The sequence below is a fragment of the Microbacterium lemovicicum genome (genome assembly GCF_003991875.1).
Classification (GTDB): Bacteria; Actinomycetota; Actinomycetes; order Actinomycetales; family Microbacteriaceae; genus Microbacterium; species Microbacterium lemovicicum.
Window position 1 is genome coordinate 1,074,498 of sequence record NZ_CP031423.1, and the last position, 25,335, is coordinate 1,099,832.

The window sequence follows — 25,335 nt, forward strand, 5'->3', positions numbered from 1 at the left end:
GGTCGGATACCCCCGGGGAATACCCCCCGGGGGTATCCTGTTGACTCCGGTGACGATCGAAGGAGTCAGTCATGGAGAGCTACACGTACCTCGTCGAGGGCATGACCTGCGCGCACTGCGCCGCCGCCGTGACCACCGAGGTCTCGGCACTGCCGGGCGTCGACAGCGTCGACGTGGACGTCGCGGCCGGAACCGTGCGGGTGACCGCCGCAGCCGAGCCGCCCGCGTCCGACCTCGAGGCGGCTGTGTCGGAGGCCGGCTACACCCTCGCCGGTCGGTCATGAGCACGCCCGTGGTCGACGGGGAGCGCCGCGAGGCGACCCTCGCCATCGAGGGCATGACGTGCGCGAGCTGCGTGGCGCGCGTCGAGAAGCGCCTGCAGGGAGTCGACGGCGTCGTCGCCTCGGTGAACCTCGCCACGGAGTCGGCGAAGGTGTCGTTCCCCTCGGGCGTCGGCGAGGACGACCTCCTCGCGGCCGTCCGCCGTGCGGGCTATGACGCGACGGTGCGCCGCAGCACCGGCGCGACGCCGGCGGCGGTCGCGCAGGCGGCCGAGCTCGGCTCCGGCGACCAGGCGCCACCTGTCGAAGGAGCCGCTGTCGAGGAAGCCGTCGTGAATGCCGCGGCGCACGGTGCTCCGTCGCACGACCACTCCGGGAGCTCCCACGACCACGCGGCCGGCGCTCCCGACCACACGACCGGTGCCCACGAGCACGCGGCCGGCGCTCACGACCACGGTGCGGACGACGAGCCGGGCAGGACCACCCTGCGCACGCGGTTCGCGGTCAGCGCCGCCCTCGCGGTGCCGGTCGTCGCGCTCGGCATGATCGAGCCGCTGCAGTTCGCCGGATGGCAGTGGGTCTCGCTGGTGCTCACCGCACCGATCGTGTTGTGGGGCGGCTGGCCGTTCCACCGGGCCACGCTCCGCAACGCGCGACACGGCGCCGCGACGATGGACACGCTCATCACGCTCGGCACGATCGCAGCGCTCCTGTGGAGCGTCTGGGCGCTCGTCTTCGGCGGTGCAGGCGGCATGGGCATGACCGAGGGCTTCACGCTCTTCGGGCGGTCGGAGGATGCCGGGTCGCACGTGTACTTCGAGGTCGCGGCCGCCGTCACCTCCTTCCTGCTCCTCGGCCGGCTCATCGAGCAGCGCTCGAAGCGCCGCGCCGGCGCGGCGCTCCGCTCCCTGATGGACCTGGGCGCCAAGGACGTCGAGCTCGCGGACGGCCGGCGCGTGCCGATCGGTCAGCTCCGCGTGGGCGAGGTCTTCGCGGTGCGCCCGGGCGGCACGGTGGCCGCCGACGGCATCGTCGAGGACGGCTCCGCCTCGGTCGACCAGAGCATGCTCACCGGAGAGTCGGTTCCCGTCGAGGTCGCACCGGGCGGCAGCGTGACCGGCGGCACCCTCGTCGTCGACGGCCGCATCCTGGTGCGCGCCGCCTCGGTGAGGGAGGACACCCGGCTCGCGCACATGGCTCGACTGGTCGAGGACGCGCAGGCCGGCAAGAGCCGAGTCCAGCGTCTCGCCGATCGCATCTCCGCGGTGTTCGTGCCGATCGTCATCGTGCTCGCGGTGCTCACCGTGCTGGCCTGGGTCATCGCGGGACAGCCCCTCGCCTCCGGGTTCATCGCCGGCGTGGCGGTGCTGATCATCGCCTGCCCCTGCGCGCTGGGGCTCGCCACGCCCATCGCCGTGCTCGTCGGAACCGGACGCGGGGCGCAGCGCGGCATCCTGGTCACCGGACCGGAGGCGCTCGAATCCGCCGACCGCGTCGACACGGTCGTGCTCGACAAGACCGGCACCGTGACCGAGGGCCGCATGTCCGTGCGGTCGGTCGTGACGGCACCCGGCACGGGCGAGGCGGAGGCGCTGCGTCTGGCGGCCGCCGTCGAGTCCGCCTCGGAGCACCCGCTCGCCGCGGCCGTCGTGCGCGCCGCCGACGGGGGCGGGCTCATTCCTGCCCTCACGGACTTCGCCAGCCACGCCGGTCACGGCGTCACCGGCACCGTCGAGGGTCGCGCCGTCTTCGCCGGGCGCCCCGCCTTCGCGCAGTCGCAGGCGCAGGGTGGCGCGCTGCCGCCCGAGCTCTCGGCGGCCGTCGCCGACATCGAGCAGCGGTCCACGGCGGTCGTCGTGGGCTGGGACGGGCAGCTTCGCGCCGTGCTCGAGATCGCCGACACCGTGCGCGCGGACAGCGCCGCGGCCGTCGCCGCCCTGCACGACCTCGGGCTGGAGGTCGTCCTCCTGACCGGCGACAACGCGGGAGCCGCACACGCGGTGGCCGACCAGGTCGGCATCCGCACGGTGGTCGCCGGCGTTCTCCCCGAGGGCAAGGTCGTCGAGATCGAGCGCCTGCAGGCGGCCGGACGACGCGTCGTCATGGTCGGCGACGGGGTCAACGACGCCGCTGCGCTCGCCGTCAGCGATCTCGGCGTCGCCATGGGCGGCGGGACGGATGCCGCCCGGCATGCCAGCGACATCACCCTCGTGCGCTCGGAGCTGTCGGCGGCCGTCGACGCGATCCGGCTCAGCCGGCGCACCATGCGGGTCATCCGCGGCAACCTGTTCTGGGCGTTCGCTTACAACGTGGCCGCTCTGCCGCTCGCCGCGCTCGGACTGCTGAACCCGATGATCGCCGGAGCGGCGATGGCCTTCTCCAGCGTGTTCGTCGTCCTCAACAGCCTGCGGCTGCGTCGCGCGCTCTGACGCGCCGCCGCGCGCCGGATCGCGACGCGTCCCGCCGGGCTCCCCGGCGGCGCGGCATCCGTCGGTACTGTCGGAGGACCCCTGCGAACGGAGCCGGCATGCCCACGACACCGCGTCACGCCACCCGCGCGTGGGCCGCTGCGCTCGCGGCGGCCGCGCTCGTCCTCACCGTCACCGCGTGCGTCCCGGAGCCCGGCCCGTCGGGCTCCGCCGCGCCGACCACGACCCCCGGCGGCACGTCCAGCGCCGCGCCGTCGGCGTCATCCGCCGCGCCGAGCCCCTCCGCGACGCCGACCGCGACCGCCGCGGCCGGCGACATCTCGCTGCCCTCGTCGTGCGAGCAGATCTACTCCGCGGGCATGCTCGCGTCGTTGAACGAGACCACGCCGCCGCTGAACGACCCGGGTGTGACGCTCCTGTCGACGCAGATCAGCGAGGCGCTGGAGGTCCTGGATGCGGCCCCCACCATCCGCTGCTCCTGGGGCACGCCGTCGGAGTCCGGGCTCGCCACCAACGTGACGATCGTCGACGCGGCGCAGGCCGCCGCGGTGCAGACGGGCCTTGCGAACGCCGGGATCGGCTGCGAGTCGACCCTCGGCGGAACGCTGTGCGCAGCATCCACTCAGTCCCTCACGCTCGACAACGTGCTGGTCACCCGGGGCGAGACGCACTTCCTCCGAGGCAACGGCTGGGTGTCGACCTCGTGGATCTCCATCGACCCCGAGGGGTACACGCCCGACATCGTGTCGACGCTCTGGGGCTGACTCCCGCGGATGGCGTAGAATGGCGCCAGGGGAACACGTCGTCGTCTCCGCATCCTGCTGAAGCGGGATCCTGCGGGCCTCACGACTGAGCTCCGACCCGCGTCGCCGCCACCTTCTGGAGTCGACGCGGTGCGCGCCCGCCTCTCCGGCCTCTGGATCGGATCAGGAAGGCGCTTCCGCACTCACGCTCAGGAGGAGCATGCCGACCACGGCACCGGCGCACAGATCTGCGCAGACCTCGGCGAACCGCCGCAGGTCATCGTCTCGTCGCGACGACGAGGCCCCCGTCATCCCGATCCTCGCCCGCAAGGTGCGCGAGGTCGAGGCCAAGGCCCAGCGGGGCAAGCTCGGCCCCACCAACCGGGTCAAGTTCCAGGTCATCGCCTTCCTGGTGCGCGAAGAGCGCGCCCGCGTCAAGGCCGACACCGAGATCACCGACGGCGCGCGCGCGGAGCTGCTCAAGCGCCTCGACGGCGTCGCGACGATCCTCGCCAAGACCGCCGCACGCGACACGTCGCTCATCCAGCTGCTCGAGGTCGACCAGGCCGCGTCGCCGGTCGCCCGGCGCATGCGCCGCGACTGGCTCCTCGAGTCGGGTGCGGAGCTCGCTCCCGACGAGCTGATCATCACGGATGCCGCGCCGTCATCCGCGCCGGTCGTGCCGCCGGCTCTCGCCCAGCGCCAGGTGGTGCCGGTCGCGATCGAGTCGCGTCAGATGGCCAACCCGTTCCTCCCGCCCGACCTGAGCGCCCCCGTCGTACGCGAGCAGCCCCGCCGCCGCCTCGACGGGTGGGAGCTCATGGGTCCGCTGTACAAGGCGTTCGAATCCGGAGCCGGCGGCACCGCGGCATCCATGACCCTGCCCGACGTCCCCGAGTTCGACCGTCTGTCGCCCAAGGGCCTCGAGATCATGCCGCACCAGTCGCGGTTCCTCGAGGCGGTCCGCGAGGGCCACCGCTCGTTCCTGCTCGCCGACGAGCCCGGCCTCGGCAAGACCGCCGAGTCGGTGCTGGCCGCCTCGGTCGCGTCCGCGTACCCGCTGCTGGCCGTCGTGCCCAACGTCGTGAAGATGAACTGGGTGCGCGAGGTCGAGCGCTGGACGCCCCTGCGCCGTGCGACGGTCGTGCAGGGCGACGGCGAGAACATCGACGCGTTCGCCGACGTCTTCATCGTCAACTACGAGATCCTCGACCGCCACCTCGCCTGGCTCAGCTCCATCGGGCTGAAGGGCATGGTCGTCGACGAGGCGCACTTCATCAAGAACCTCACCTCGCAGCGGTCGCAGAACGTGCTGGCGCTCGCCGGCCGCATCCGCGAGCGCGTGCGCAACCCGCTGATGCTGGCCCTCACCGGAACGCCGCTGATCAACGACGTCGAGGACTTCGACGCCATCTGGCGCTTCCTCGGCTGGACCAACGGCGAGAAGCCGGGCCCGGAGCTCATGGAGCGTCTCGACGCCACGGGCCTGACCCCGGCCGACAAGGCGTTCTACCCCGAGGCCCGCGAAGCGGTCATCTCGATGGGCATCGTGCGGCGCAAGAAGAAGGATGTCGCCGCCGACCTCCCCGACAAGCTCATCGCCGACCTCCCCGTCGAGCTCGACGACGAGTACGGCCGCTCCATCCGGCACGCCGAGCGCGAGCTCGGGCAGCGCCTCGGCGCGCACTACCGTCGCATCATCGAGGCCCGCGGAGATCGCGGACTCGCGATCGGCGAGGTGGACGAGGACATCGTGCGCCTCGTCGCGCAGAACGAGCTGGACGAGTCGAAGTCGGCCGGCTCCGGCTCGGAGAACGTCTTCACGATGGTCCGGCGCATCGGTCAGGCCAAGGCGCTGCTCGCGGCGGACTACGCCGTGCAGCTGCAGCGTTCCGTGGGCAAGGTCGTCTTCTTCGCGAAGCACATCGACGTGATGGATGCTGCGGAGAAGCACTTCGCCGCAGCCGGACTCCGCACCATCTCGATCCGAGGAGACCAGACGTCCACCGCGCGCCAGGCCGGGATCGATGCCTTCAACGAGGACCCGGGCGTGGGCATCGCGGTCTGCTCGCTGACCGCCGCCGGCGTCGGCCTCAACCTGCAGGCCGCCTCCAACGTGGTGCTGGCGGAGCTGTCGTGGACGGCGGCCGAGCAGACGCAGGCCATCGACCGCGTGCACCGCATCGGCCAGGACGAGCCCGTCACGGCCTGGCGCATCATCGCCGCGCACACCATCGACACGAAGATCGCGGAGCTCATCGACTCGAAGCAGGGCCTCGCGCTGCGCGCGCTGGACGGCATCGTCACCGATCCGCAGTCCAGCGACTCCGTGCAGCTCTCGGCGCTCATGCATCTCACCCGTCAGGCGCTCGGCGCGGTCTGAGGCCGATCGACGCTCGTGCGAGGCGGCGGCGCGCTCTTCCGGGAGTGCGCCGCCGCCCGCGTTTCCGCCGTGTGGCAGGCCCGCGGCATCCGGCGCTAGTGTCGGAGAGGCAGCGTCGCCGACTCGATCATCCCGACAAGCGAGGACCACAGCATGAAGATCGGCATCCTGACGAGTGGCGGAGACTGCCCGGGCCTCAACGCGGTGATCCGCGGCGTGGTGCTCAAGGGCACCACGAACTACGACATCGAGTTCGTCGGCATCCGCGACGGATGGCGCGGCGTCGTCGACGCGGACTTCTTCCCCCTCACGCGTCACGAGGTGAAGGGCCTGTCGAAGGTCGGCGGCACGATCCTCGGCACGAGCCGCACCAACCCGTACGAGGGGTCTCGTGGCGGCGCAGAGAACATCTCCAAGACGCTCTACGGCCACCGCATCGACGGCATCCTCGCGATCGGCGGGGAGGGCACGCTCGCCGCCGCCGACCGCCTGTCGAAGGACGGCATCAACGTCGTGGGCGTCCCCAAGACGATCGACAACGACCTGCGCGCGACCGACTACTCGTTCGGCTTCGACACCGCCGTCAACATCGCGACCGACGCGATGGACCGCCTCCGCACGACCGGCGACTCCCACCAGCGGTGCATGGTCGCCGAGGTCATGGGGCGTCACGTCGGCTGGATCGCGCTGCACGCCGGCATCGCCGCCGGTGCGCACGTCATCTGCATCCCCGAGGTGCCGCTCTCGCTCGACGAGATCGTCGACCAGGTCAGCCGGGCGCACGACCGCGGCCGCGCGCCGCTCGTCGTCGTGTCGGAAGGGTTCAAGCTCAAGGGCATGGAGGAGGCGTTCAGCGACAAGGGCCTCGACGCCTTCAACCGCCCGCGCCTCGGCGGGATCAGCGAGATCCTCGCCCCCGAGATCGAGCGCATCACCGGCATCGAGACCCGCTCGACCGTGCTCGGTCACATCCAGCGCGGCGGCTCGCCCTCGGCCTTCGATCGCGTGCTCGCGACGCGTCTGGGTCTCCACGCCGCCGACGCGCTGCGCGAGGAGGCCTGGGGGCAGATGGTCGCGATGCGCGGCACCGACATCGTGCGCGTGCCCTTCGGCGACGCCCTCGGCGAGCTCAACACCGTGCCGCTGTACCGCTACGAGGAGGCCGCGGCGCTGTTCGGCTGAGTGCGCGCGGTGTTCGGCTGAGCCGGTGAGCGTCCCGGCGGTGTTCCGCTGGGCCGATGCGGTGTTCGGCTAAGCCGGTGCGGTGTTTCGGCTGAGTCGGCGCGGTGTTCGGCTGAGCTGCCGGCGGTGTTCTCCTGATTCTGTGTGTCCCACTTTCCGCACAACACGCCGGGCGCGTCTGCGGAAAGTGGGACACCGGTAGGGCACATCGGATCTCGGGCTCACCGAGCGTCCGGCACACCTGATCTCAGGCTCACCGAGCCTCCGACCACCCGGCTCGCCGAAGGGCGGAGCGGACCCTGTCCACGGCCTCACGGCCGTCCCCGCGCATGTGGTGGTTGAGGATGCGCACATGGTCCCAGCCCGTGGCGCGGATGCGGTCCCAGCGGTCGCCGTCCTTCTCGAACTGGCGGTGATCGTCGGCGTGCACGCGGCCGTCGTACTCCGGGGCGACGCGCCAGCGTGGATACGCGAGGTCGAGCTCCGCCACGAAGCGACCGCTGCCGTCGCGCAGCGCCCAGTTGATCTCGGGTTCGGGAAGGCCGGCGCGCCCGAGGACGAGCCGCAGCTTGGTCTCGCGCGGCGACCTCACTCCCACCCGGACATCGCGAAGTGCGCGGTCAAGGATGCGGCGCCGTGCGTCCCCCATCATCGCGACCTCTTCTCTCAGCTCCGCGACGGAGGCGAGAGGGCGGTCGCCCGAGACGAGGTAGTCCGCGGCCGCGACGAGATCGTCTAGCCGCCAGAGGGTGCCCGTTTGTCGCCACGCCCGGACGGGGTGTTCGATGCGGAGACCGTCGGCATCGGTGACGGCGCGCATCTCCCTCGTCTGAAGCCGATGTCCGACGATTCCGACAACCCGTGGCTCGCGGGCGGGCCGATGCGCCGACACATGGATGGCGGGCCTCCGCGGCCATGTCGGAACAGGGGCGCCGTGCAGAGCCAGCGCCGTCTCGTGGCTGAAGAACTGCCAGTCCCTCATGCGTGGGAGGTACTGTCTGCACCGGGCGCGGAGGTCCTCCTCGTGCGCCCACTCGAAGGTGCGCACACCGGGGTAGGGCCGCCGCAGCTCAGCACGCCGCAACGCGTCCACGGAATGACCGAGCGCGACCGCCTCCGAGATCGAGAAGGACTGCGCCAGGCCGGTGGGGAGTGGTCGGGGACGAGGCATCCACCATCGTGCCGTCGGCGGCGGCGCCCGAGCGCCTCTGGCCCCATGCCGGCGAAGTCCTTCCGGCAGCGCGCACCTGGGGAGGAGCACCCGCTCCCTCGCATGTCCCACTTTCCGCACAACACGCCGCTGAGTTGTGCGGAAAGTGGGACATGCAAGCGCTGGCCGACACCCCCGCACCCCGCCTCACCCCGGCAACCCCGCCGCACCCCGCCACACAACAAGCCCCGCCACACAACAAGGGGACGGGATGCTGCGGTTCACACCTCCGCGAGGCCGAGCACGTCGAGCAGCCAGGCCACCTCGAACGCGCGCTCGCGCCAGGCGTTGTAGCGCCCCGTGACGCCGCCGTGGCCGGCGACCATCTCGCACTTGAGCAGCACGTCGGCGCCGACCTCGCGGAGGCGGGCCACCCACTTCGCGGGCTCGACGTAGAGGACGCGCGTGTCGTTGAGCGACGTGACCGCGAGGATCCGCGGATAGGTCACACCCGAGCGCACGTTCTCATACGGCGTGTACGACTTCATGTACGCGTAGACGTCGGCGTTGTGCAGCGGGTCGCCCCACTCGTCCCACTCGATCACGGTGAGCGGCAGGTCCTCGTCGAGGATCGAGGTCAGCGCGTCGACGAAGGGCACGTCGGCGACGATCCCGGCGAAGAGCTCCGGCGCGAGGTTGGCCACGGCGCCCATCAGCAGGCCTCCGGCCGATCCGCCTTCGGCCACCAGCCGGTCGGGCGTGGTGTAGCCGCTGTCGACGAGGTGACGGGCGCTGTCGACGAAGTCGGTGAAGGTGTTGCGCTTGTGCAGCAGCTTGCCGTCCTCGTACCACTGGCGGCCCATCTCGCCGCCGCCGCGGACGTGCGCGACGGCGAAGACGACGCCGCGGTCGAGCTCCGACAGGCGGGCGATCGAGAAGCGCGGGTCGATCGAGTGCTCGTACGAGCCGTAGCCGTAGAGGTGCAGCGGACGCGGCTCCGCGCCGGCCTGGCCGAACGAGCGCTTCCACACGAGCGAGACGGGCACCTGGGTGCCGTCTGCGGCCGGCGCCCAGACGCGCGCCTGCGCGTAGGCGGCGGCGTCGTAGTCGCCCAGCACGGGCTGGCGCTTGCGCAGGATGAGCTCGCGAGCGGCCGGGTCGTAGTCGTAGACGGTCGAGGGCGTCACGAAGGAGTCGTAGCCGAGGCGCAGCAGGGGCGGCGCCCACTCCCGGTTGCCGCCGAAGCCGGCCGCGAAGAGCGGCTCGTCGAAGTCGAGCTCGTCGACGGCGCCGGTGGCGTAGTCGAGCAGACCGACGCGGGCGAGGCCGTCGCGGCGGTACTCGATGGTGGCGAAGTCGCGGAAGCAGTCCACGTCGATCAGTCGCGTGCCGGGGGTGTGGGGGAGCAGCACGGTGCGCTCGCCCGTGGGATCGGATGCCGCGACCCGCACCAGCTCGAAGTCGAGAGCGTCCTCGTTGTGCAGGATGAGCAGGACGTCCTCGCCGTCCAGGACCGCGTGGTCGACGGAGTACTCGACGCCCTCGCGGCGCGGCCAGACGACGGTGGGGGCGGCGGTGAGATCGGATGCCGGCACCAGCCAGTCCTCGGACGTGATGGACGATCCCATCCCGATGACGAGGTACTTGTCGCTCCGCGTGAAGCCCGCGCCGAGCCAGAAGCGCTCGTCGGGCTCGTGGAACAGCGTCACGTCGGCTGCGGCATCCGTCCCCACCGCGTGCGCCCAGACGGTGTCGGGGCGCCACTTGTCGTCCACCGTGGAGTAGACGATGGACCGGCCGTCGGGGCTGAACTGCGCGCCGGCGGCGATGCCGGTCAGCTCGTCGGCGAACGTCTCACCGGTCTCGAGGCTCCGCACGCGCACGGTGTAGCGCTCGTCGCCCGTGGCGTCGACGCCCCACAGCATGAGGCGGCCGTCGTCGGTCACGTCGAACGCGCCGAGCGAGAAGAACTCCAGGCCCTCCGCCTCGGCGTTGCCGTCGAACAGCACCTGCTCGCCCGGCACCGCCACCTCCGGCGACAGCTCCGGCGGGGTCCAGTCGTCGGGCGACGAGATCGGCGCGCGGCACTGGATGCCGTACTGCTGGCCCTCGACGGTGCGGCCGTAGTACCACCAGTCGCCGCGGCGCGACGGGACGGACAGGTCGGTCTCGAGCGTGCGGCCCTTGATCTCGGCGAAGATGCTCTCGCGCAGTCCGGCCAGGTGCGCCGTGCGCTCCTGCGTGTAGGCGTTCTCCGCCTCGAGGTGCGCGATGACGCCGGCGTCGTCCTTGTCGCGCAGCCACTCGTAGGAGTCCTCGACCGCATCGCCGTGGTGCGTGCGGACGGTCGGGACGCGGCGGGCGACGGGGGCAGAGGTGGTGTCGGTCACCACAACACGCTAGCCGAGGGCGCCCCGCTCGGGGCGCCCTCGGACCGAGCGTGTCAGCGCACCGTCACCAGGTTCTTCTGCCAGCCGGACGAGCCGTTGGGCGCGATCGGCGCGCGCTCCTGGATCTGCAGGTTGCCGGCGGCGTCGGTGGCCCGCACGGCGAGGTAGTGCGTTCCGGGGGTGGCATCCCAGTCGAGGTACCACTGCACCCAGGTGTCGCTGTTGATCGGCGTCGAGAGCGTCGCGGGCACCCAGTCGCCGTTGTCGATCGAGACCTCCACCTTCTCGATGCCCACGGTCTGGGCCCACGCCATGCCGGCGATCTTCGTCGCACCCGCGTCCACCGGGGCGTCGACGCGCGGGGTGTCGATGCGCGAGGAGAGCTTGATGGGAGCCTCGGCGCTGTAGCCGCGGGGAGTCCAGTACGCCTCGTCCTGCGCGAAGGTCGTGACTTTCAGCGAGGTGAGCCACTTCGTGGCCGACACGTACCCGTAGAGCCCGGGGACGACCATGCGCACGGGGAAGCCGTGCTCGAGGGGCAGAGCCTCGCCGTTCATCGCCACCGCCAGGATGGCGTCGCGGTTGTCGTCGGTCAGTGCGTTCAGCGGCGTGCTCGCGGTGTAGCCGTCGACGCTCTCGGAGAGCACCATGTCGGCGCCGGACTGCACGCCCGCCATCTTCAGCACGTCGCGCACCGGCACGCCCCACCAGGTCGCGTTGCCGACGAGACCGCCGCCGACCTCGTTCGAGACGCAGGTGAGGGTGATGGCGTACTCGTCCAGGCCCATGCCGACGAGGTCGTCGAAGCTCAGCTCGACCGTGCGGTCGACCATGCCCTCGATGGTGAGCTTCCAGGTGGACGGATCGATCGACGGCACCGTCAGCGCCGTGTCGACGCGGTAGAAGTCGGCGTTCGGCGTGATGAGCGACGAGATCCCCGGGATGTCGAGCTCGGCGCCCGCCGGGATCGTCACGGTCGTGCGCGGTGAGGGGATGTTCAGCGCCTCGCGCAGCTTCTCGACCGACGAGGTGGCGGCGGAGACGACACGGGCGCCGGCGCCGACGGCCAGGGCCGCGACGGCCGAGATGCCGGTCATCACGAGGAATCCGCGGCGCGAGGGAGCTGCGGCCTTCGGCGAGCCCGCGCCCGCCTCGATGACAGGGGAACCGGATGCCGCGGCATCCGCCGGCCCGTCCGTCGCGGAGTCGCGCCACGCCTTCAGGCGGCGCACGAGCAGGAGGATGAGGAACGCCCCGGCGATGGTGCCGACGACCGGCGGGATGGCCGACAGGAAGGTCGCGCCGGTGCGGGTGACGATGGCGGCGGTGGACAGGACACCGGCGATGACCATGGCGATCACGCCCAGCGGCGGCCGCAGGTACTGCAGGATGCCGGCCACGGCGGCGGCGACGATGACCGCGATGCCCAGGCCGATGAGCAGCGCGGGCTTGTCGAAGTCGCCGAACGTCGTGATCGCGAACTCCTTGAGGGGCCGCGGGACGATGTCGATGACGAACGAGCCGACGGCCAGGATCGGGCTCGCCGAGCGGTCGACGACGAGCGCCACCGCCTCGGCGACGGCGAGGAACCCTCCCGCTGAGACCACTCCGGAGACGGCCGCCCAGGCGACGAACCGTGCCGATCTGCTGCGGGACATGAGTCCGCCCTTCTGCTGTACTGCGGGCACACCTGCTGTGGGTGCGTGTCCTGCATATTCGCCCCGGGCGGGGGATCGGATTGCGTTGCGCGCTGAGTGTCGCGTGCGGGATCGACGGCGGTCGTCCTCCGTCGTGTCGGCGACGGCGGCCGCCTCGGTGAATCGCACCGTGATGTGCGAGGATTCGATGGCCGGTGAACGCGCCGCGAAGTCCAGGTGAACTCTTCGTTCACCGTGCCGATGTGCTCGGCGCCCCTCCTGCTCCCTCCCCCTGGAAGGCCCACGGTGGACACCGCCGCACTGATCATCGTCCTGGTCATCGCCCTGGCACTGTTCTTCGACTTCACGAACGGGTTCCACGACACCGCCAACGCGATGGCCACCCCCATCGCGACGGGAGCTCTGAAGCCCAAAGTCGCGGTGCTGCTGGCGGCTGTGCTCAACCTCGTCGGCGCATTCCTGTCGACGGAGGTGTCGCGCACCATCTCGCACGGCATCATCCGGGAAGACGAGATATCGGCCTCGATCTTCCCGGCGCTCATCTTCGCCGGCCTCATCGGCGCCGTGACGTGGAACATGCTCACCTGGCTGCTCGGGCTGCCGTCGAGCTCCTCCCACGCTCTGTTCGGCGGCCTCATCGGCGCCACGATCGTCGGCGTCGGCTTCGCGGCGATCAACTTCGGAACCGTGCTGAGCAAGGTGATCCTGCCCGCGCTCATCGCGCCCTTCACGGCGGGCGTCATCGCCTTCCTCGTCACGCGGATGGCCTACGCCATCACCCGCAGGAGCGACTCGAAGCCCGATGGACGCGACGGCTTCCGGTGGGGTCAGATCTTCACGTCCTCGCTCGTCGCCCTCGCCCACGGCACCAACGACGCCCAGAAGACGATGGGCGTCATCACCCTGGCGCTGATCACCGTCGGCTGGCAGAGCTCGGATCACGCCGACCCGCAGCTGTGGGTCATCCTCGCCTGCGCCCTCACGATCGCCCTCGGCACCTACATGGGCGGCTGGCGCATCATCCGCACCCTCGGCAAGGGACTCACGGACGTGAAGCCGGCGCAGGGCTTCTCGGCGGAGACCTCGACCGCGGCCACGATCCTCGCCTCCAGCGCCCTCGGCTTCGCGCTGTCGACCACGCAGGTGGCCTCCGGCTCCGTGATCGGATCGGGCCTCGGCCGGCGCGGATCCATTGTGCGCTGGGGCACCGTCGGGCGCATCGCCGTCGGCTGGCTCCTCACCCTCCCCGCGTCGGCAGCGGTCGGCGCAGTCGCCGCGCTGTTCGTCGTCTGGTGGGGCGAGGCGGGCATCGTCGTCGACGCCGTCCTGGCGGTCGCCATCATCCTGTTCCTGTTCTGGCGCTCCCGCCGCAACCGCGTCGACGCGGGCAACGCGATGAGCGAGGTCGCCGAGTCCGGTCGCGCCGTCAAGGTGACGCGGCACCCGCCGCCCACGCGCCGCCGTCGCGCGCAGCAGCGCGCCGCGGAGAAGAGCAGGGCGGGCGCCGACTCCGAAGACGGGAGCGGCCGATGAGCGTCGACATCAACTGGCTCGCCTTCCTGCAGGTCTTCGGCGCCGCGCTCGCCGGCGCGGTGCTCGTCGTCGGGTTCTACGCGCTCGGACTCCGTCTGCTGGTGCGCGCCGGCCGCGTGCCGGTGGTGGCCCCGGCCGAGTTCACCGACGCGATCTCGGTCATCTCGCCCAAGCACGCGCAGCGTGCCGCGCACCGCGCCGAGAAGGCGGCCCGCAAGAATCCGCTGTCCGAGGGGCAGAAGCGGGTCGCGCAGTTCGGCGCGTACGCCAGTTTCGCGCTGTGCGCGGCGGCGGTGCTGGCGGGACTGCTGCTCATCGTCCTGGGCTGACTCCGCGAACCGGCGGCTGGCGAACCACCGCGCCGGCGCCAGGGCGTCGGGGCCTCGCCCTAGGCTGACGGCATGGTCGCGGCATCCTTCTCCCTCGGTCAGCACCCGCCCGCCCGGCGCACCATCGTGCACCTCAGCGACACCCACCTGCTCGGCGGCGACCGCCTTCTCGGCGGGGTCTACGACACGGCGGGCCACCTGACCCGGACGCTGGACGCGATCACCCGTCTCGGAATCGCGCCCGACGCACTCGTCTTCACCGGCGACCTGACGGACGTCGGCGAGCCGGAGGCCTATCGGGCGCTCCGGGCGCTGGTCGAGCCGGTCGCCGCCGAGCTCGCCGCCCCCCTGATCTGGGTCGCCGGCAACCACGACGAGCGACCCGCGATGCGGCGCGAGCTGCTCGACGGGGAGGCGAGCGAAGAGCCGGTCACCGGCGTCTGGGACCTCGGCGGGCTCCGCCTCATCGCGCTGGACAGCAGCGTGCCCGGCTGGCACCACGGAGAAGTGGATGCCGCGCAGCGTGAGTGGCTCGCGGCGGAGCTGGCGACGCCCGCGCCGCTGGGAACGCTCCTCGCCCTCCACCACCCCCCGCTGCCCAGCCACATCCCGCTCTTCGACATCCTCGAGCTGCGCGACCAGCCGCTGCTGGCCGACGTGCTCGCCGGCACGGACGTGCGCGGCATCCTGGCCGGTCATCTGCACTACTCCACCAGCGGCACCTTCGCTGGCATCCCCGTGAACGTCTCGGCGGCCACCTGCTACACGATGAACCTGCAGCGGCCGCCCGCTGAGGTGAACGGCATGGACGCCGGGCAGTCCTTCCACCTCGTGCACGTCTACGACGAGACGATCACCCACGCGGTGGTGCCCGTCCTCGACGCGCCCACCGGCGACTTCTTCTCGGAGGAGTGGGTCGAGCGCATGGCCGCGCTGAGCCCGGAAGAGCGTCTCGAGCAGTTCTCGCGCAAGCGACGCTGAGCCGCAGCGTCCACCGGTCCTCTCGACACGGCGGATACGCGGTCCGCGACACCTGTACGCGGCGTACACGTGGGGCCCGAAGGTCGCCGAGTACGCTCGGAGGATCCCCCCTCTCGCTTCGTGACCCACAAGGACTCTTCACATGGCACTGGACGCAATGACGCGCACCCGCACCGAGACCGACTCGCTCGGCTCGCTCGAGATCCCGGAGGACGCCTACTGGGGCATCCACACGGCCCGGGCGCTGGAGAACTTCCCGATCGCGAAGCGACCGATCTCCGTCTACCCCGACCTGGTGGTCGCGCTGGCGATGGTCAAGCAGGCGTCCGCCCGCGCGAATGCCGAGATCGGCGACCTGGACGCGGAGAAGGCCGACCTCATCGACCGCGCGGCCCAGCTGGTCATCGACGGCCAGTACCACGAGCAGTTCGTCGTCGGCGTCATCCAGGGCGGGGCCGGAACCTCCACCAACATGAACGCGAACGAGGTCATCACCAACATCGCGCTCGAGCTCGCCGGTCGGGAGAAGGGCGACTACGCCTTCCTGTCGCCGATCGACCACACGAACCGCAGCCAGTCCACGAACGACGTATATCCGACGGCCATCAAGATCGGCCTCGCGCTGACGCTCCAGAGCCTGCTCGACGAGCTGAGCCTGCTGCGCCAGGCGTTCCTCGCCAAGGCCGTCGAGTTCCACGACGTGCTCAAGGTCGGTCGCACGCAGCTGCAGGACGCGGTGCCGATGACGCTCGGCCAGGAGTTCCACGGCTTCGCCACGACGCTGGGGGAGGACCACAACCGGCTCAAGGAGAACGCGTACCTGCTCTACGAGATCAACATGGGCGCCACGGCCATCGGCACCGGCATCACCGCCCACTCGGGCTACTCCTCTGCCGTGCTGCACCAGCTGCGCCGTATCACCGAGCTCGACCTGGAGACCGCGGTCGACCTCGTCGAGTCCACGAGCGACACCGGCGCCTTCATGTCGTTCTCCGCCTCGCTCAAGCGCAACGCGGTCAAGCTCTCGAAGATCTGCAACGACCTGCGCCTGCTCTCCAGCGGTCCGCAGGCCGGCCTCGGCGAGATCAACCTGCCGGCGCGCCAGGCGGGATCGAGCATCATGCCCGGCAAGGTCAACCCGGTGATCCCCGAGGTCGTCAACCAGGTCGCCTTCGCCGTCGTCGGCGCCGACATGACCGTGACGATGGCCGTGGAGGGCGGACAGCTGCAGCTGAACGCCTTCGAGCCGGTCATCGCGCACTCGATCTTCCAGTCGATCACGTGGATGCGGCAGGCCATGTGGACCCTGCGCGTCAACTGCGTCGAGGGCATCACCGCCAACCGCGAGCGCCTGGGCGCGATGGTCGGCTCTTCGGTGGGCGTCGTCACGGCGCTCACCCCGTTCATCGGCTACGCCGCGTCGGCGGCCCTGGCCAAGACGGCGCTGCTGACGAACCGCAACGTCGCCGACCTCGTCGTCGAGGCGGGGCTCATGTCGCGCGAAGAGGTGCAGAAGCAGCTGTCGCCGGCCCGCCTGTCGGGGCTCGAGACCATCACCGCGGCGATCCCGATCGTGCAGGCGGCGGAAGATCTCGTGGTGGCCGAGAAGGACTGACCGGCGATACCACACGCGCCGTCGACGGCGGTGCACTGTCGGCGAACGCTCAGACACCGCTACCTTGTGACACGTCCCTGTACAACCGACGTCTCACGAGGAGCCACGATGACTGACCCCAACGGACCCGCCAACTCACAGCCCCCCGCCTACTCGCCGCCGCCCGCCGCCGGCCAGCCGGCGCCCTACAACTCCGCCCCGCCGGTCGGGTCGGGCGATTACGGCAGCACCTCGACGACGTACCCGGGCAAGACCCTCGGCATCGTCGCGGTCGTCGTGGCGATCTTCTTCAACGTGATCGGCCTGATCCTCGGCATCGTCGCGCTCGTGCAGAGCCGCAAGGTCGGCCGCAAGAACGGTCCGGCCGTCGCGGCCATCATCATCGGCGCGATCCTGACGGTCGTGGGCATCATCGTCGCCGTCCTCGTCATCGGAGCGATCGGCGCCGCCACCGGCATCGCCAATGACGCGCTGCAGGCCTGCGAGGCCGCCGGCTACACCGGGACGGTCACCGTCCAGGGCGTGGAGATCGACTGCTCGACGCTCTCGCGCTGATCGCACAAGAAGGCCCCGCCGCGCATGCGCGGCGGGGCCTTCTCGCGTCCCGTGTCGCGCGTCTCGCCCGCGCGTCAGTCGAGGATGCGGCAGTGCGTGGTGAGCGACCCGATGCCGTCGACGCCCACGGTCACCGTCGAGCGGTCGCGGAGGAAGATCTGCGGATCGCGCGAGTAGCCGGCGCCGCCGGGGCTGCCCGTGGAGATCAGGGTGCCGGGCAGCAGGGTCGCCGACTGCGACAGGTGCGCGACGAGCGTGGCGACGCTGCGCACCATCTGGTCGGTCGACGCGTCCTGCACGGTGCGCCCGTCGACGATGGCCCAGATGTGGAGGTCCTGCGGGTCCGGGATCTCGTCGGCCGTGACGACGAAGGGTCCCGTGGGCGTGAAGCCGTCGAACGACTTGCAGCGCGACCACTGCGCCTCGGAGAACTGGATGTCGCGGGCCGTGATGTCGTTGACCACGGTGTAGCCCCAGACGTGCGACAGAGCGTCGGCGGCCGAGACGTCGTGCGCCGGCCGGCCGATGATGACGCCGAGCTCCGCCTCGTAGTCCACCGACTCGCTGAGCGAGCGCGGCCACGAGGTCGTGGCCTCGTGGGCCGTCAGCGAGTTGGGCCACAGGGTGAAGACCGTGGGCGCGGTGTCGGTCTTGAGTCCGAGCTCGCTGGAGTGCGCGGCGTAGTTCAGGCCGATCGCGAGCACCACCGGTGGAGCGAGCACCGCCGAGGCGAAGCGAAGACCGGAGACCGGATGCCGCGGGCCGGCGCCGGCCGCGGCGTCGCGCACGCGCGCGAGCAGATCGTCACCGCCCGCGATCAGCTCCTCGAGGAATCGCGGGGCGCCGTCGAAAAGATCCTCGACGACGACGGCGTCCTCGTCGATGATGGTGACGAGGCGAGGATCGTCCGCTCCGTCGAGGAACACATGGGCGAAGCGCATGCCTCCACGCTACCCGGCGGGGCCGGGCGGCCGCGTCATTCCGGGGTGGAGGGGCCGCAGCATCCGGCTCGACGGCGGAGGACGCACCGCCTGACGCGTCAACCCTATACGTATTCATGTTGCGGGGATGTAACGATAACCTCGCCCGGATTTAGGCTTCCCTTACCCGAATGCATACGTATACTCTGTGGCCATGTCATCTACCAAGAAGCGCGTCATCTCCCTCGTGGCCATGGCGGCCGTGGGTGCATTCGCTCTCACCGCTTGCGGCGCCGGCAGCCGCACCGGCAATGAGAATGCCACCTCCGTCACCTGCGACTACACCGCACCCGAATCCGCGACCACCGTCAACGTGCTCGCCTACAACTCCTCCGCGATCGATCCCTTCACCGACACCATGGTGTCGAGCTGCTCGAAGGACGACGTCACCGTCAAGCACGACCCGATCGACTTCGGCGGTCAGGTCACCAAGACGACCGCGACGCTGGCCGGCGACACCGGCAGCTACGACATCGTCGAGACGTACGGCTACGTCATCCCCAGCCTCGCGAACGACGAGAAGCTGATGCCGCTGGACGATCTGTTCGCCAAGTACGCGGCGGACTACGAGCTCGACAGCATCAGCGAGTCGATGCGCACGGGCATGTCGTACGACGGCAAGCTCTACGCCCTGCCGATGCAGGCGCAGATGTTCATCATGGCCTACCGGTCCGACATCTTCGACGAGCTGGGGCTGGAGGTGCCGAAGACGTTCGGCGACATGATCACCGCCGCCGAGGCCATCAAGGCCGCGGGCAAGATGGAGTACCCCATCGCCCTCCCGTGGCTCGCCACATCCGACGTCGCCACCAGCTTCCAGGCGGTCATGAACTCCCTCGGCGCCGACTTCACCACGTCCGACGGCGAGGTCACGCTCGACACCCCCGAGGGCAAGCAGGCCCTCGAGGCCATGCAGAGCCTGCAGCCCTACATGGATCCGCAGGTGACGACGTTCGACCAGCCCAAAGTGCAGCAGCAGATGTACAACAACACCGCGGCGATGTCGATCATGTTCTCCGGCCGCATGAGCGACCTGACGGATGCCGCGAACAGCAAGCTCTCGGACTCGTTCGCCTTCGCGGCACCGCCGAAGGTGTCGTCCGACGCGCAGTACCTGTACAACCGTCTCTCCATCGACGGGTGGTCGATCCCCTTCAACACGAAGCTCGATCCCGACATGCTCTTCGTGATGATGGCCTCGGCGGTCAGCGAGGACGCATCGAAGGCATCCGTGCCGGCCGCCTACCCGGCCCGCGAGGGCATGATGACCCCCGACAACTCGCCCTACGGACAGGCGGCCAACGACTCGATCGCGGGCACCATGCCCCCGGTCGTGTCGCCGGTGCTCGCTCCCGTCAGCAACGAGATCACGCCGATCCTGGCGCAGGTCCTGGCGGGCAACCTCACGGTCGACGACGGTCTGGCGCAGATGCAGGCCGCCGCCGAGAAGGTCGCGGGCTGACGCCCACCCCACCCACCCACCGGTGAACGGAACGACCGCGGCCTGTGCCGTCCGGCACAGGCCGCGGTCGTCGATCGAAGGGAGTCGCTCCGATGAAGGCCCGCGAATTCTGGCTGCTGTTTTCCCCCAGCCTGCTGATCATGAGCGCCCTGCTCATCCTTCCCCTGGCGCGCACCGTGCAGTGGAGCTTCGAGAACGTGCGGTACGGCACGCCCGGCACCTTCGTCGGGCTGGGGAACTTCGCCGACGCCCTCACCGACCCCCGGTTCCACCGGGCGGTGATCTTCACGGTGGCCGTCACGGTGGTGACCACGGCCATCCTCATCGTCTTCGGGTACCTGATCGCCACCGCGGTCAACACCCTTCGGCTCACGCGACCCCTGGTGCTCGGCATCATGCTCGTGTCGTACGTGCTGCCGAACCTCGTCGGGGCCGTGGCGTTCTCCTGGCTGTTCGATGACAACTTCGGCGGCGTCGTGAACCGGTTCATCGGTCTTCTCGGCGGAACGCAGGTGCTGTGGTTCACCGATCAGGTGCCCAACGCCATCCTCGTCATCGCGAACACGGTCTGGCAGATGCTCCCGTTCGCGATGCTCATCATCCTCGCGGGGCTGCAGGGCGTGCCGGTCGAGCTGCGCGAAGCCGCCCGCATCGACGGCGCCAACGCCTTCCAGACCCACCTCAGCGTGATCATCCCGACCATCCGCGGAGTGCTCGGCTTCGTCACGCTCATCTCGATCATGGACGTGCTGCGCCTCTTCGACGTGCTCATCCCGCTGTCGCCGCAGGCCGAGACGATCGGCAACGAGTCGATCATGCTCTACGTCTACTCGGTCGCCTTCGCCAACGGGGCGAACGAGCTCGGCCTCGGCAGCGCGATCAACGTCCTGACCATCCTGCTCATCCTCGTCATGCTCATCCCCTTCATCCGAGGGATCTTCAAGGAAGCGAAGGCCGCGCGATGACCCTCACCACCGAGACCCTGTCGACGCGGGCCATCACCACCGGCGACCTCAAGGGGAAGAACCGCCGCCCGCGGGCCGGACGCCGTGTGCGCCTCCTCACCGGCACCCTCCTCGGGCTGCTGTGCGTGCTCATGCTCAGCCCGTTCATCTGGATGACGCTGTCGGTGACCAAGCCCACCGACGTCGCCTTCGCGAACCCGCCGGTGCTGTTCGGCTACGAGCCCACCTTCAAGGCGTTCGTCGACCTGTGGCAGACCACCTACTTCGCCGACTACCTCGTCAACACGCTGGCCGTCGCGGTGATCTCCACCGTGATCGCCCTGGTGATCGGCATCCCGGCGGCCTACGCCCTCTCCCGGTTCCCGAGCTACATCTCGGCCCTGCTGCTGGTGCTGGCGCTGGTCTTCCGCGCCCTTCCGCGCTTCGCCGTCGTGCTCCCGATGTACGACATCAGCCGTGCGCTGGGCATCTACGACACCACCTTCGCGCTCGCGATCGCCCTCGTCGCGATCAATCAGCCGTTCACCATCTGGCTGCTGCGCAACTTCTTCGCCGAGATCCCGCGCGAGCTGGACGAGGCGGCGATGATCGACGGCTGCACCCGCATCGGGATGCTGCGGCGCGTCATGATCCCGCTCATGGGCCCGGGCATCCTCACCGCCGGCATCTTCGTGTTCCTGTTCGCGTTCCAGGAGTACCTGACCGCCCTCGTGCTCACCGACACGTCGTCCAAGACCGTGCCGGTCTTCATCGCCACGCAGCTCGGACAGACGCTGCCCATGCTGCAGCAGGCCGGCGCGGCATCCATGCTCCTGACGATCCCCGTGATCCTCATCGCCTTCATCGCCCAGAAGTACCTCGTGGCGGGCCTGAGCGACGGCGCCGTCAAGGGCTGACGTGGGAGGGCTCCCGCTCGTCCTGCTGGCGGGGATGAACTGCACCGCCGAGCTGTGGACCGGGTGCGGGGTCGACGACGCCCTCACGCCGGTGCTCGACCGGCCGACGATCGACGAGCAGGTCGAGCAGCTCGCCGACACCCTTCCCGAGCGCTTCGTGCTGGGCGGGCTGTCCCTCGGGGCCATCGTCGCCATGGAGCTCGCCGTTCGCGCTCCCGACCGCGTCGCCGGGCTGTGCTTCGCCTCCACCAACGCCAAGGCGCCGACGGATGCCCAGCAGGCGGGATGGCGGGAGTGGACGCGGCAGCTCGACGACGGCGCGACGGCGGCGGAGCTCCAGAGGTCGATCCTGCCGGCGCTGCTGTCGGCTGAAGGCCTCGCCCGCCCTGACCTCGTCACGAGAGTCGTCGCGATGGGGGAGGAGACGGGCGAGCGGATGCTGCGCGCACAGCTCCTCCTGCAGTCCACCCGTCACGACCTCCTCGCGCGGCTTCCGGAGGTGAGGGTGCCGGCGCTGGTGATCTCCGGGACGGCGGACGCCATCTGCCCGCCGACGTTCCACACCGAGATCGCCGCCGCGCTTCCCGGAGCCCGCGTCGTGGCCGTGGACGCCGGCCACCTCCTCCCGCTCGAGCGGCCCGACCAGATCGGGGCGCTCGTGCGCGCGTTCCGCACCCGGCTGGGCTGAGTCGGTCGCGCGACGCGCGGGTGTTCCGGTTCGCCGAACGCCGGGCTCACCCCGCGGGTCGCGCCCACCCCGCGGGTCGCGCCCACCCCGCGGGGGCGCTCAGTCCCGCGGGTCGCGCTCAGTCCCGCGCTTCGCGCTCAGTCCCGCGCTTCGCGCTCAGTCCCGCGCTTCGCGCTCAGTCCCGCGCTTCGCGCTCAGTCCCGCGCTTCGCGCTCAGTCCCGCGCTTCGCGCTCAGTCCCGCGCGTCGCGCAGCATGCGGAAGTGCTCCATCAGCGAGTGCGCGAGGTTGTAGACGACGAGGCCGGCGCCGTCGTCGAAAGCCGCACGCGCCGCAGCGGAGGTGCCGACGATGTCCATGCGCAGCCGCCCGGCGTCCGCCAGCGCCGTGTTGACCCTGGCGGTGGAGTCGGCGGGCGACGGATCGTCGGGTCCCGAGGACGCGGCCAGGTCGGCGGGACCGATCATGATGCCGTCGAGACCGGGGGTGCCGATGATCTCCGCGGTGGCCGCCGCGCCGGTGGGCGATTCGATCATGCCCAGCACGAGGGTGTCGGCGAGGAAGCGATCGCGGTGCTCGGACGCCGGCACCTGGCCGAAGCGTCCGGCCCGGCTGTAGGTCGCGAACCCGCGGGTGCCGACGGGCGGATAGTGTGCCGCCGAGACGAGGGCTGCGGCCTGCGCCGCATCGTCCAGGTGCGGGGCGAGGATGCCCTCCGCCCCCTGGTCGAGCGCCCGGAGGATCATGCCGGTGTCGCCCTCGCCGATCCGCACGATCACCGGCACCTGGTGGAGGGACGCCACGGCGATGTGCTGGCGCAGCGGGATCAGGTCGGCGGGGCCGTGCTCGCAGTCGACCAGGATGAAGTCGAAGCCGGCGACAGCGGCCATCTCGACGAGCTCCTCCGCCGGCATCCGCAGCAGGACGCCCACCAGCCGCTCTCCGGCGTGAGCGCGGGACCGCAGCGACGGGCGCATCACGCGATCATCCCGGCCGACAGGTCGACGTCCGCCCCGCACATGCCGGGCATCGCGAGCATCGCGACGACGGCCGCGCCGACTTCCTCCTCGGTCACCATCCGCCGGAGAGCCGATCGCGAGACGAACGCCTCCTCGGCGTCGGCCACCGAGCCGCCCGAACGCTCCGCCTCCAGCCGGAAGTTGCGCTCCATCCTCGGGCCGGCCACGGGACCGGGGGAGAGGGTGTTCACGCTGACCCCCGCCGGCCCGACCTCGAACGCGAGCGTCGAGGTCAGTCCGATCACCGCCATCTTGGAGGCGGTGTAGGGCGTGCGGTGGGCGAGCGGGCGCTTGCCCGACACGGACGCGATGTTGATGACGTCGCCGGAACCCCGCGCGGTCATCCCGGGGAGGAAGGCGCGGCACATGAGGAACGTGCCCCGGACGTTGACGTCGAAGACCTCGTCCCACTCCTCGACCGAGATGTCGGTGAGCGCGGCGACCGGTCCTGCGATCCCGGCGTTGTTCACCAGGATCGATACGGGGGTGCCCTCGAGCTCCTCGCGGAGCCGGTCGACGGACGACGGATCGGAGACGTCGCACGCGGCAGCTCGCGCCCGATCGCCGAGACGCTCGACGATCCCGGCGAGCTTCGACGCGTCTCGCCCGACCACCACGACGTCCGCGCCGGCGGCGTGGAGGGCGGTCGCGATGGCCGCGCCCAGCCCGCTGCCGCCCCCGGTCACGAGGGCGACGCGACCGCCGAGGTCGCTCACCGGGCCGGGGTCCCGGCGCCGGCGCCCTCGGTCTGCGCGATCCAGTCGTGCTGCGTCCCGCCGTGCCGCCAGGACCGCACGTCGCCGGAGCGGGCGTGCCCCTCGAACAGCTCCACGCGGGCGGCCCGACCGCAGACCTCGCCGAGCGTCGCGGACGAGGCGGTGTCGGTGATCTCCTGGTAGGTGACGGTGCGGAGGTACTTCCCGACCCAGAGGCCGCCCGTGTAGCGGGCGGCGCCCAGCGTCGGGAGAACGTGGTTGGTGCCGATGACCTTGTCGCCGTAGGAGACGCAGGTGTTCTCGCCGAGGAAGAGCGCGCCGTAGTCGTGCATCTTCTCCAGCGCGGCGCGCGGCTCGGCGGTGAAGATCTGCACGTGCTCGAAGGCGAAGTCGTCGGCGAGCGCGTAGGCCTCGTCCAGGTCGTCCACCACGATCACCTGACCCCAGTCGCGCCAGGCCGGTCCGGCGTAGTCGCGGGTGGGCATGCCGGGCAGCAGCTGCTCGATGTGCTCCATCACCCGGCGGCCCAGCGCCTCCGAGGTGGTGATCAGCACCGCGGGCGACTCCGGCCCGTGCTCCGCCTGGGACAGCAGGTCGACGGCCGTGAGGAACGGGTCGGCGTCGTCGTCGGCCACGATGAGGATCTCGGTCGGTCCGGCGAACAGGTCGATGCCGACCTCGCCGAAGAGCTGGCGCTTCGCCTCCGCCACGTACGCGTTCCCGGGACCGGCGATCATGTTCACCGGCGCGATGGTCTCGGTGCCGACGGCCATGGCGGTCACGGCCTGCACGCCGCCGAGGATGTAGATCTCGTCCGCGCCGGCGAGCTTCATCGCCGCCACGGTCGCGGCGGGGATCTCGCCGCGGATGGGCGGCGTGCACGCCACGACACGGGGGACGCCGGCCACCTTGGCGGTGATGATCGTCATGTGCGCGGAGGCCGTCAAGGGGTACTTCCCGCCCGGGATGTACGCGCCGGCGGCCTGGACGGGAACGTGCTTCTGTCCGAGGTGGACGCCGGGGAGGGTCTCGACCTCGATGTCGACCAGCGAGTCGCGCTGAGCCTGCGCGAACCGGCGGACCTGCTCCTGCACGAAGACGATGTCGTCGATCACCTGCTGGTCGAGCGTCGCCATGATCTCCGCGACCCGCGCGTCGTCGAGCCGGAACGGCTCGGTCCAGCGGTCGAACTCCTCGGCGTAGCGGCGCACGGCGTCGTCGCCGTTCGACCGGATGTCCGAGATGATCGCGCCGACCCGGGTGGCGACGTCCGCCTGGGTCGTGTCGGTGAACGACTTCGTCGGCGCGCTCTTGAGGAATCGAGGCATCAGTGCTCCCTTTCGTACATACGTATGTAGACATTATGACTTCGTATGCATGC

At 70.7% G+C, this 25,335-nt stretch carries 21 protein-coding genes; 14 read left to right on the forward strand and 7 right to left on the reverse strand.

Annotation, left to right across the window (positions count from 1 at the left end):
- Positions 1-71: 71 nt before the first annotated feature.
- The 5 genes from CVS47_RS04970 to CVS47_RS04990 all read left to right on the forward strand — a co-directional run bounded on the left by CVS47_RS04970 (position 72) and on the right by CVS47_RS04990 (position 7,018).
- Positions 72-284, forward strand: a complete 213-nt coding sequence (locus CVS47_RS04970; protein WP_127095101.1) for a heavy-metal-associated domain-containing protein — start codon at positions 72-74, stop codon at positions 282-284.
- A complete protein-coding gene (locus CVS47_RS04975) occupies positions 281-2,710 on the forward strand; it encodes a heavy metal translocating P-type ATPase (protein WP_127095102.1) in 2,430 nt (809 codons plus the stop codon). Before CVS47_RS04970 ends, CVS47_RS04975 begins: the two co-directional genes overlap by 4 nt.
- Positions 2,711-2,808: 98 nt before the next feature.
- Entirely contained in the window at positions 2,809-3,474 is a 666-nt protein-coding gene (locus CVS47_RS04980; RefSeq protein ID WP_127095103.1) for a hypothetical protein, read from the forward strand.
- Positions 3,475-3,673: 199 nt separating this feature from the next.
- Positions 3,674-5,836 (forward strand): DEAD/DEAH box helicase, encoded by a 2,163-nt coding sequence (locus CVS47_RS04985; protein ID WP_127095104.1) that lies wholly within the window; start codon positions 3,674-3,676, stop codon positions 5,834-5,836.
- Positions 5,837-5,989: 153 nt separating this feature from the next.
- A complete protein-coding gene (locus CVS47_RS04990; RefSeq protein ID WP_127095105.1) occupies positions 5,990-7,018 on the forward strand; it encodes a 6-phosphofructokinase in 1,029 nt (342 codons plus the stop codon).
- A 253-nt stretch (positions 7,019-7,271) separates the two neighbouring features.
- On the opposite strand, the gene CVS47_RS04995 is transcribed toward CVS47_RS04990, so the two are convergent.
- The 3 genes from CVS47_RS04995 to CVS47_RS05005 form a co-directional block, all read right to left on the reverse strand.
- Complete coding sequence (locus tag CVS47_RS04995) at positions 7,272-7,838, reverse strand: hypothetical protein (RefSeq protein ID WP_127095106.1); 567 nt, start codon at positions 7,836-7,838, stop codon at positions 7,272-7,274.
- A gap of 611 nt (positions 7,839-8,449) precedes the next feature.
- Positions 8,450-10,558: a S9 family peptidase gene (locus tag CVS47_RS05000; RefSeq protein WP_127095107.1), complete on the reverse strand. Its 2,109-nt coding sequence runs from the start codon at positions 10,556-10,558 to the stop codon at positions 8,450-8,452.
- 53 nt (positions 10,559-10,611) lie between these two features.
- Entirely contained in the window at positions 10,612-12,216 is a 1,605-nt protein-coding gene (locus tag CVS47_RS05005; RefSeq protein WP_127095108.1) for a molybdopterin-dependent oxidoreductase, read from the reverse strand.
- A 285-nt stretch (positions 12,217-12,501) separates the two neighbouring features.
- Here CVS47_RS05005 and CVS47_RS05010 point away from each other — a divergent pair, with 285 nt between their 5' ends.
- The 5 genes from CVS47_RS05010 (at position 12,502) to CVS47_RS05030 (ending at position 17,229) form a co-directional block, all read left to right on the forward strand.
- Positions 12,502-13,749, forward strand: coding sequence for an inorganic phosphate transporter (locus tag CVS47_RS05010; protein ID WP_127095109.1), 1,248 nt, complete (start codon positions 12,502-12,504; stop codon positions 13,747-13,749).
- On the forward strand, positions 13,746-14,078 hold the full coding sequence (locus tag CVS47_RS05015) for a peptidase (RefSeq protein ID WP_127095110.1): 333 nt from the start codon (positions 13,746-13,748) through the stop codon (positions 14,076-14,078). Before CVS47_RS05010 ends, CVS47_RS05015 begins: the two co-directional genes overlap by 4 nt.
- A 72-nt stretch (positions 14,079-14,150) precedes the next feature.
- Positions 14,151-15,059, forward strand: coding sequence for a phosphodiesterase (locus CVS47_RS05020; RefSeq protein WP_127095111.1), 909 nt, complete (start codon positions 14,151-14,153; stop codon positions 15,057-15,059).
- 142 nt (positions 15,060-15,201) lie between these two features.
- The gene (locus tag CVS47_RS05025; protein WP_127095112.1) at positions 15,202-16,674 is read left to right on the forward strand and encodes an aspartate ammonia-lyase; all 1,473 of its coding nucleotides are present in this window, start codon (positions 15,202-15,204) and stop codon (positions 16,672-16,674) included.
- Between the two features lie 108 nt (positions 16,675-16,782).
- The gene (locus tag CVS47_RS05030) at positions 16,783-17,229 is read left to right on the forward strand and encodes a DUF4190 domain-containing protein (protein ID WP_127095113.1); all 447 of its coding nucleotides are present in this window, start codon (positions 16,783-16,785) and stop codon (positions 17,227-17,229) included.
- Between the two features lie 74 nt (positions 17,230-17,303).
- Here the strand turns inward: CVS47_RS05030 and CVS47_RS05035 are convergent, their stop codons facing one another.
- Complete coding sequence (locus CVS47_RS05035) at positions 17,304-18,170, reverse strand: fumarylacetoacetate hydrolase family protein (RefSeq protein WP_127095114.1); 867 nt, start codon at positions 18,168-18,170, stop codon at positions 17,304-17,306.
- A 193-nt stretch (positions 18,171-18,363) separates the two neighbouring features.
- On the opposite strand from CVS47_RS05035, the gene CVS47_RS05040 reads away from it, so the two are divergent.
- The 4 genes from CVS47_RS05040 (at position 18,364) to CVS47_RS05055 (ending at position 22,220) form a co-directional block, all read left to right on the forward strand.
- Positions 18,364-19,671, forward strand: a complete 1,308-nt coding sequence (locus CVS47_RS05040; protein ID WP_127095115.1) for an ABC transporter substrate-binding protein — start codon at positions 18,364-18,366, stop codon at positions 19,669-19,671.
- Between the two features lie 92 nt (positions 19,672-19,763).
- A complete protein-coding gene (locus CVS47_RS05045) occupies positions 19,764-20,636 on the forward strand; it encodes a carbohydrate ABC transporter permease (RefSeq protein WP_127095116.1) in 873 nt (290 codons plus the stop codon).
- Complete coding sequence (locus CVS47_RS05050; RefSeq protein ID WP_127095117.1) at positions 20,633-21,532, forward strand: carbohydrate ABC transporter permease; 900 nt, start codon at positions 20,633-20,635, stop codon at positions 21,530-21,532. The genes CVS47_RS05045 and CVS47_RS05050 overlap by 4 nt, the downstream gene beginning before the upstream one ends.
- Position 21,533: 1 nt before the next feature.
- The gene (locus CVS47_RS05055) at positions 21,534-22,220 is read left to right on the forward strand and encodes an alpha/beta fold hydrolase (protein ID WP_127095118.1); all 687 of its coding nucleotides are present in this window, start codon (positions 21,534-21,536) and stop codon (positions 22,218-22,220) included.
- Positions 22,221-22,452: 232 nt separating this feature from the next.
- Here the strand turns inward: CVS47_RS05055 and CVS47_RS05060 are convergent, their stop codons facing one another.
- The 3 genes from CVS47_RS05060 to hisD are packed head-to-tail and all read right to left on the reverse strand — an operon-like array spanning position 22,453 to position 25,282.
- Positions 22,453-23,196, reverse strand: coding sequence for an HpcH/HpaI aldolase family protein (locus tag CVS47_RS05060; protein ID WP_127095119.1), 744 nt, complete (start codon positions 23,194-23,196; stop codon positions 22,453-22,455).
- Positions 23,196-23,954, reverse strand: coding sequence for an SDR family NAD(P)-dependent oxidoreductase (locus CVS47_RS05065; RefSeq protein WP_127095120.1), 759 nt, complete (start codon positions 23,952-23,954; stop codon positions 23,196-23,198). Before CVS47_RS05065 ends, CVS47_RS05060 begins: the two co-directional genes overlap by 1 nt.
- Positions 23,951-25,282, reverse strand: a complete 1,332-nt coding sequence (gene hisD / locus CVS47_RS05070; RefSeq protein WP_127095121.1) for a histidinol dehydrogenase — start codon at positions 25,280-25,282, stop codon at positions 23,951-23,953. Before hisD ends, CVS47_RS05065 begins: the two co-directional genes overlap by 4 nt.
- Positions 25,283-25,335: the final 53 nt, after the last annotated feature.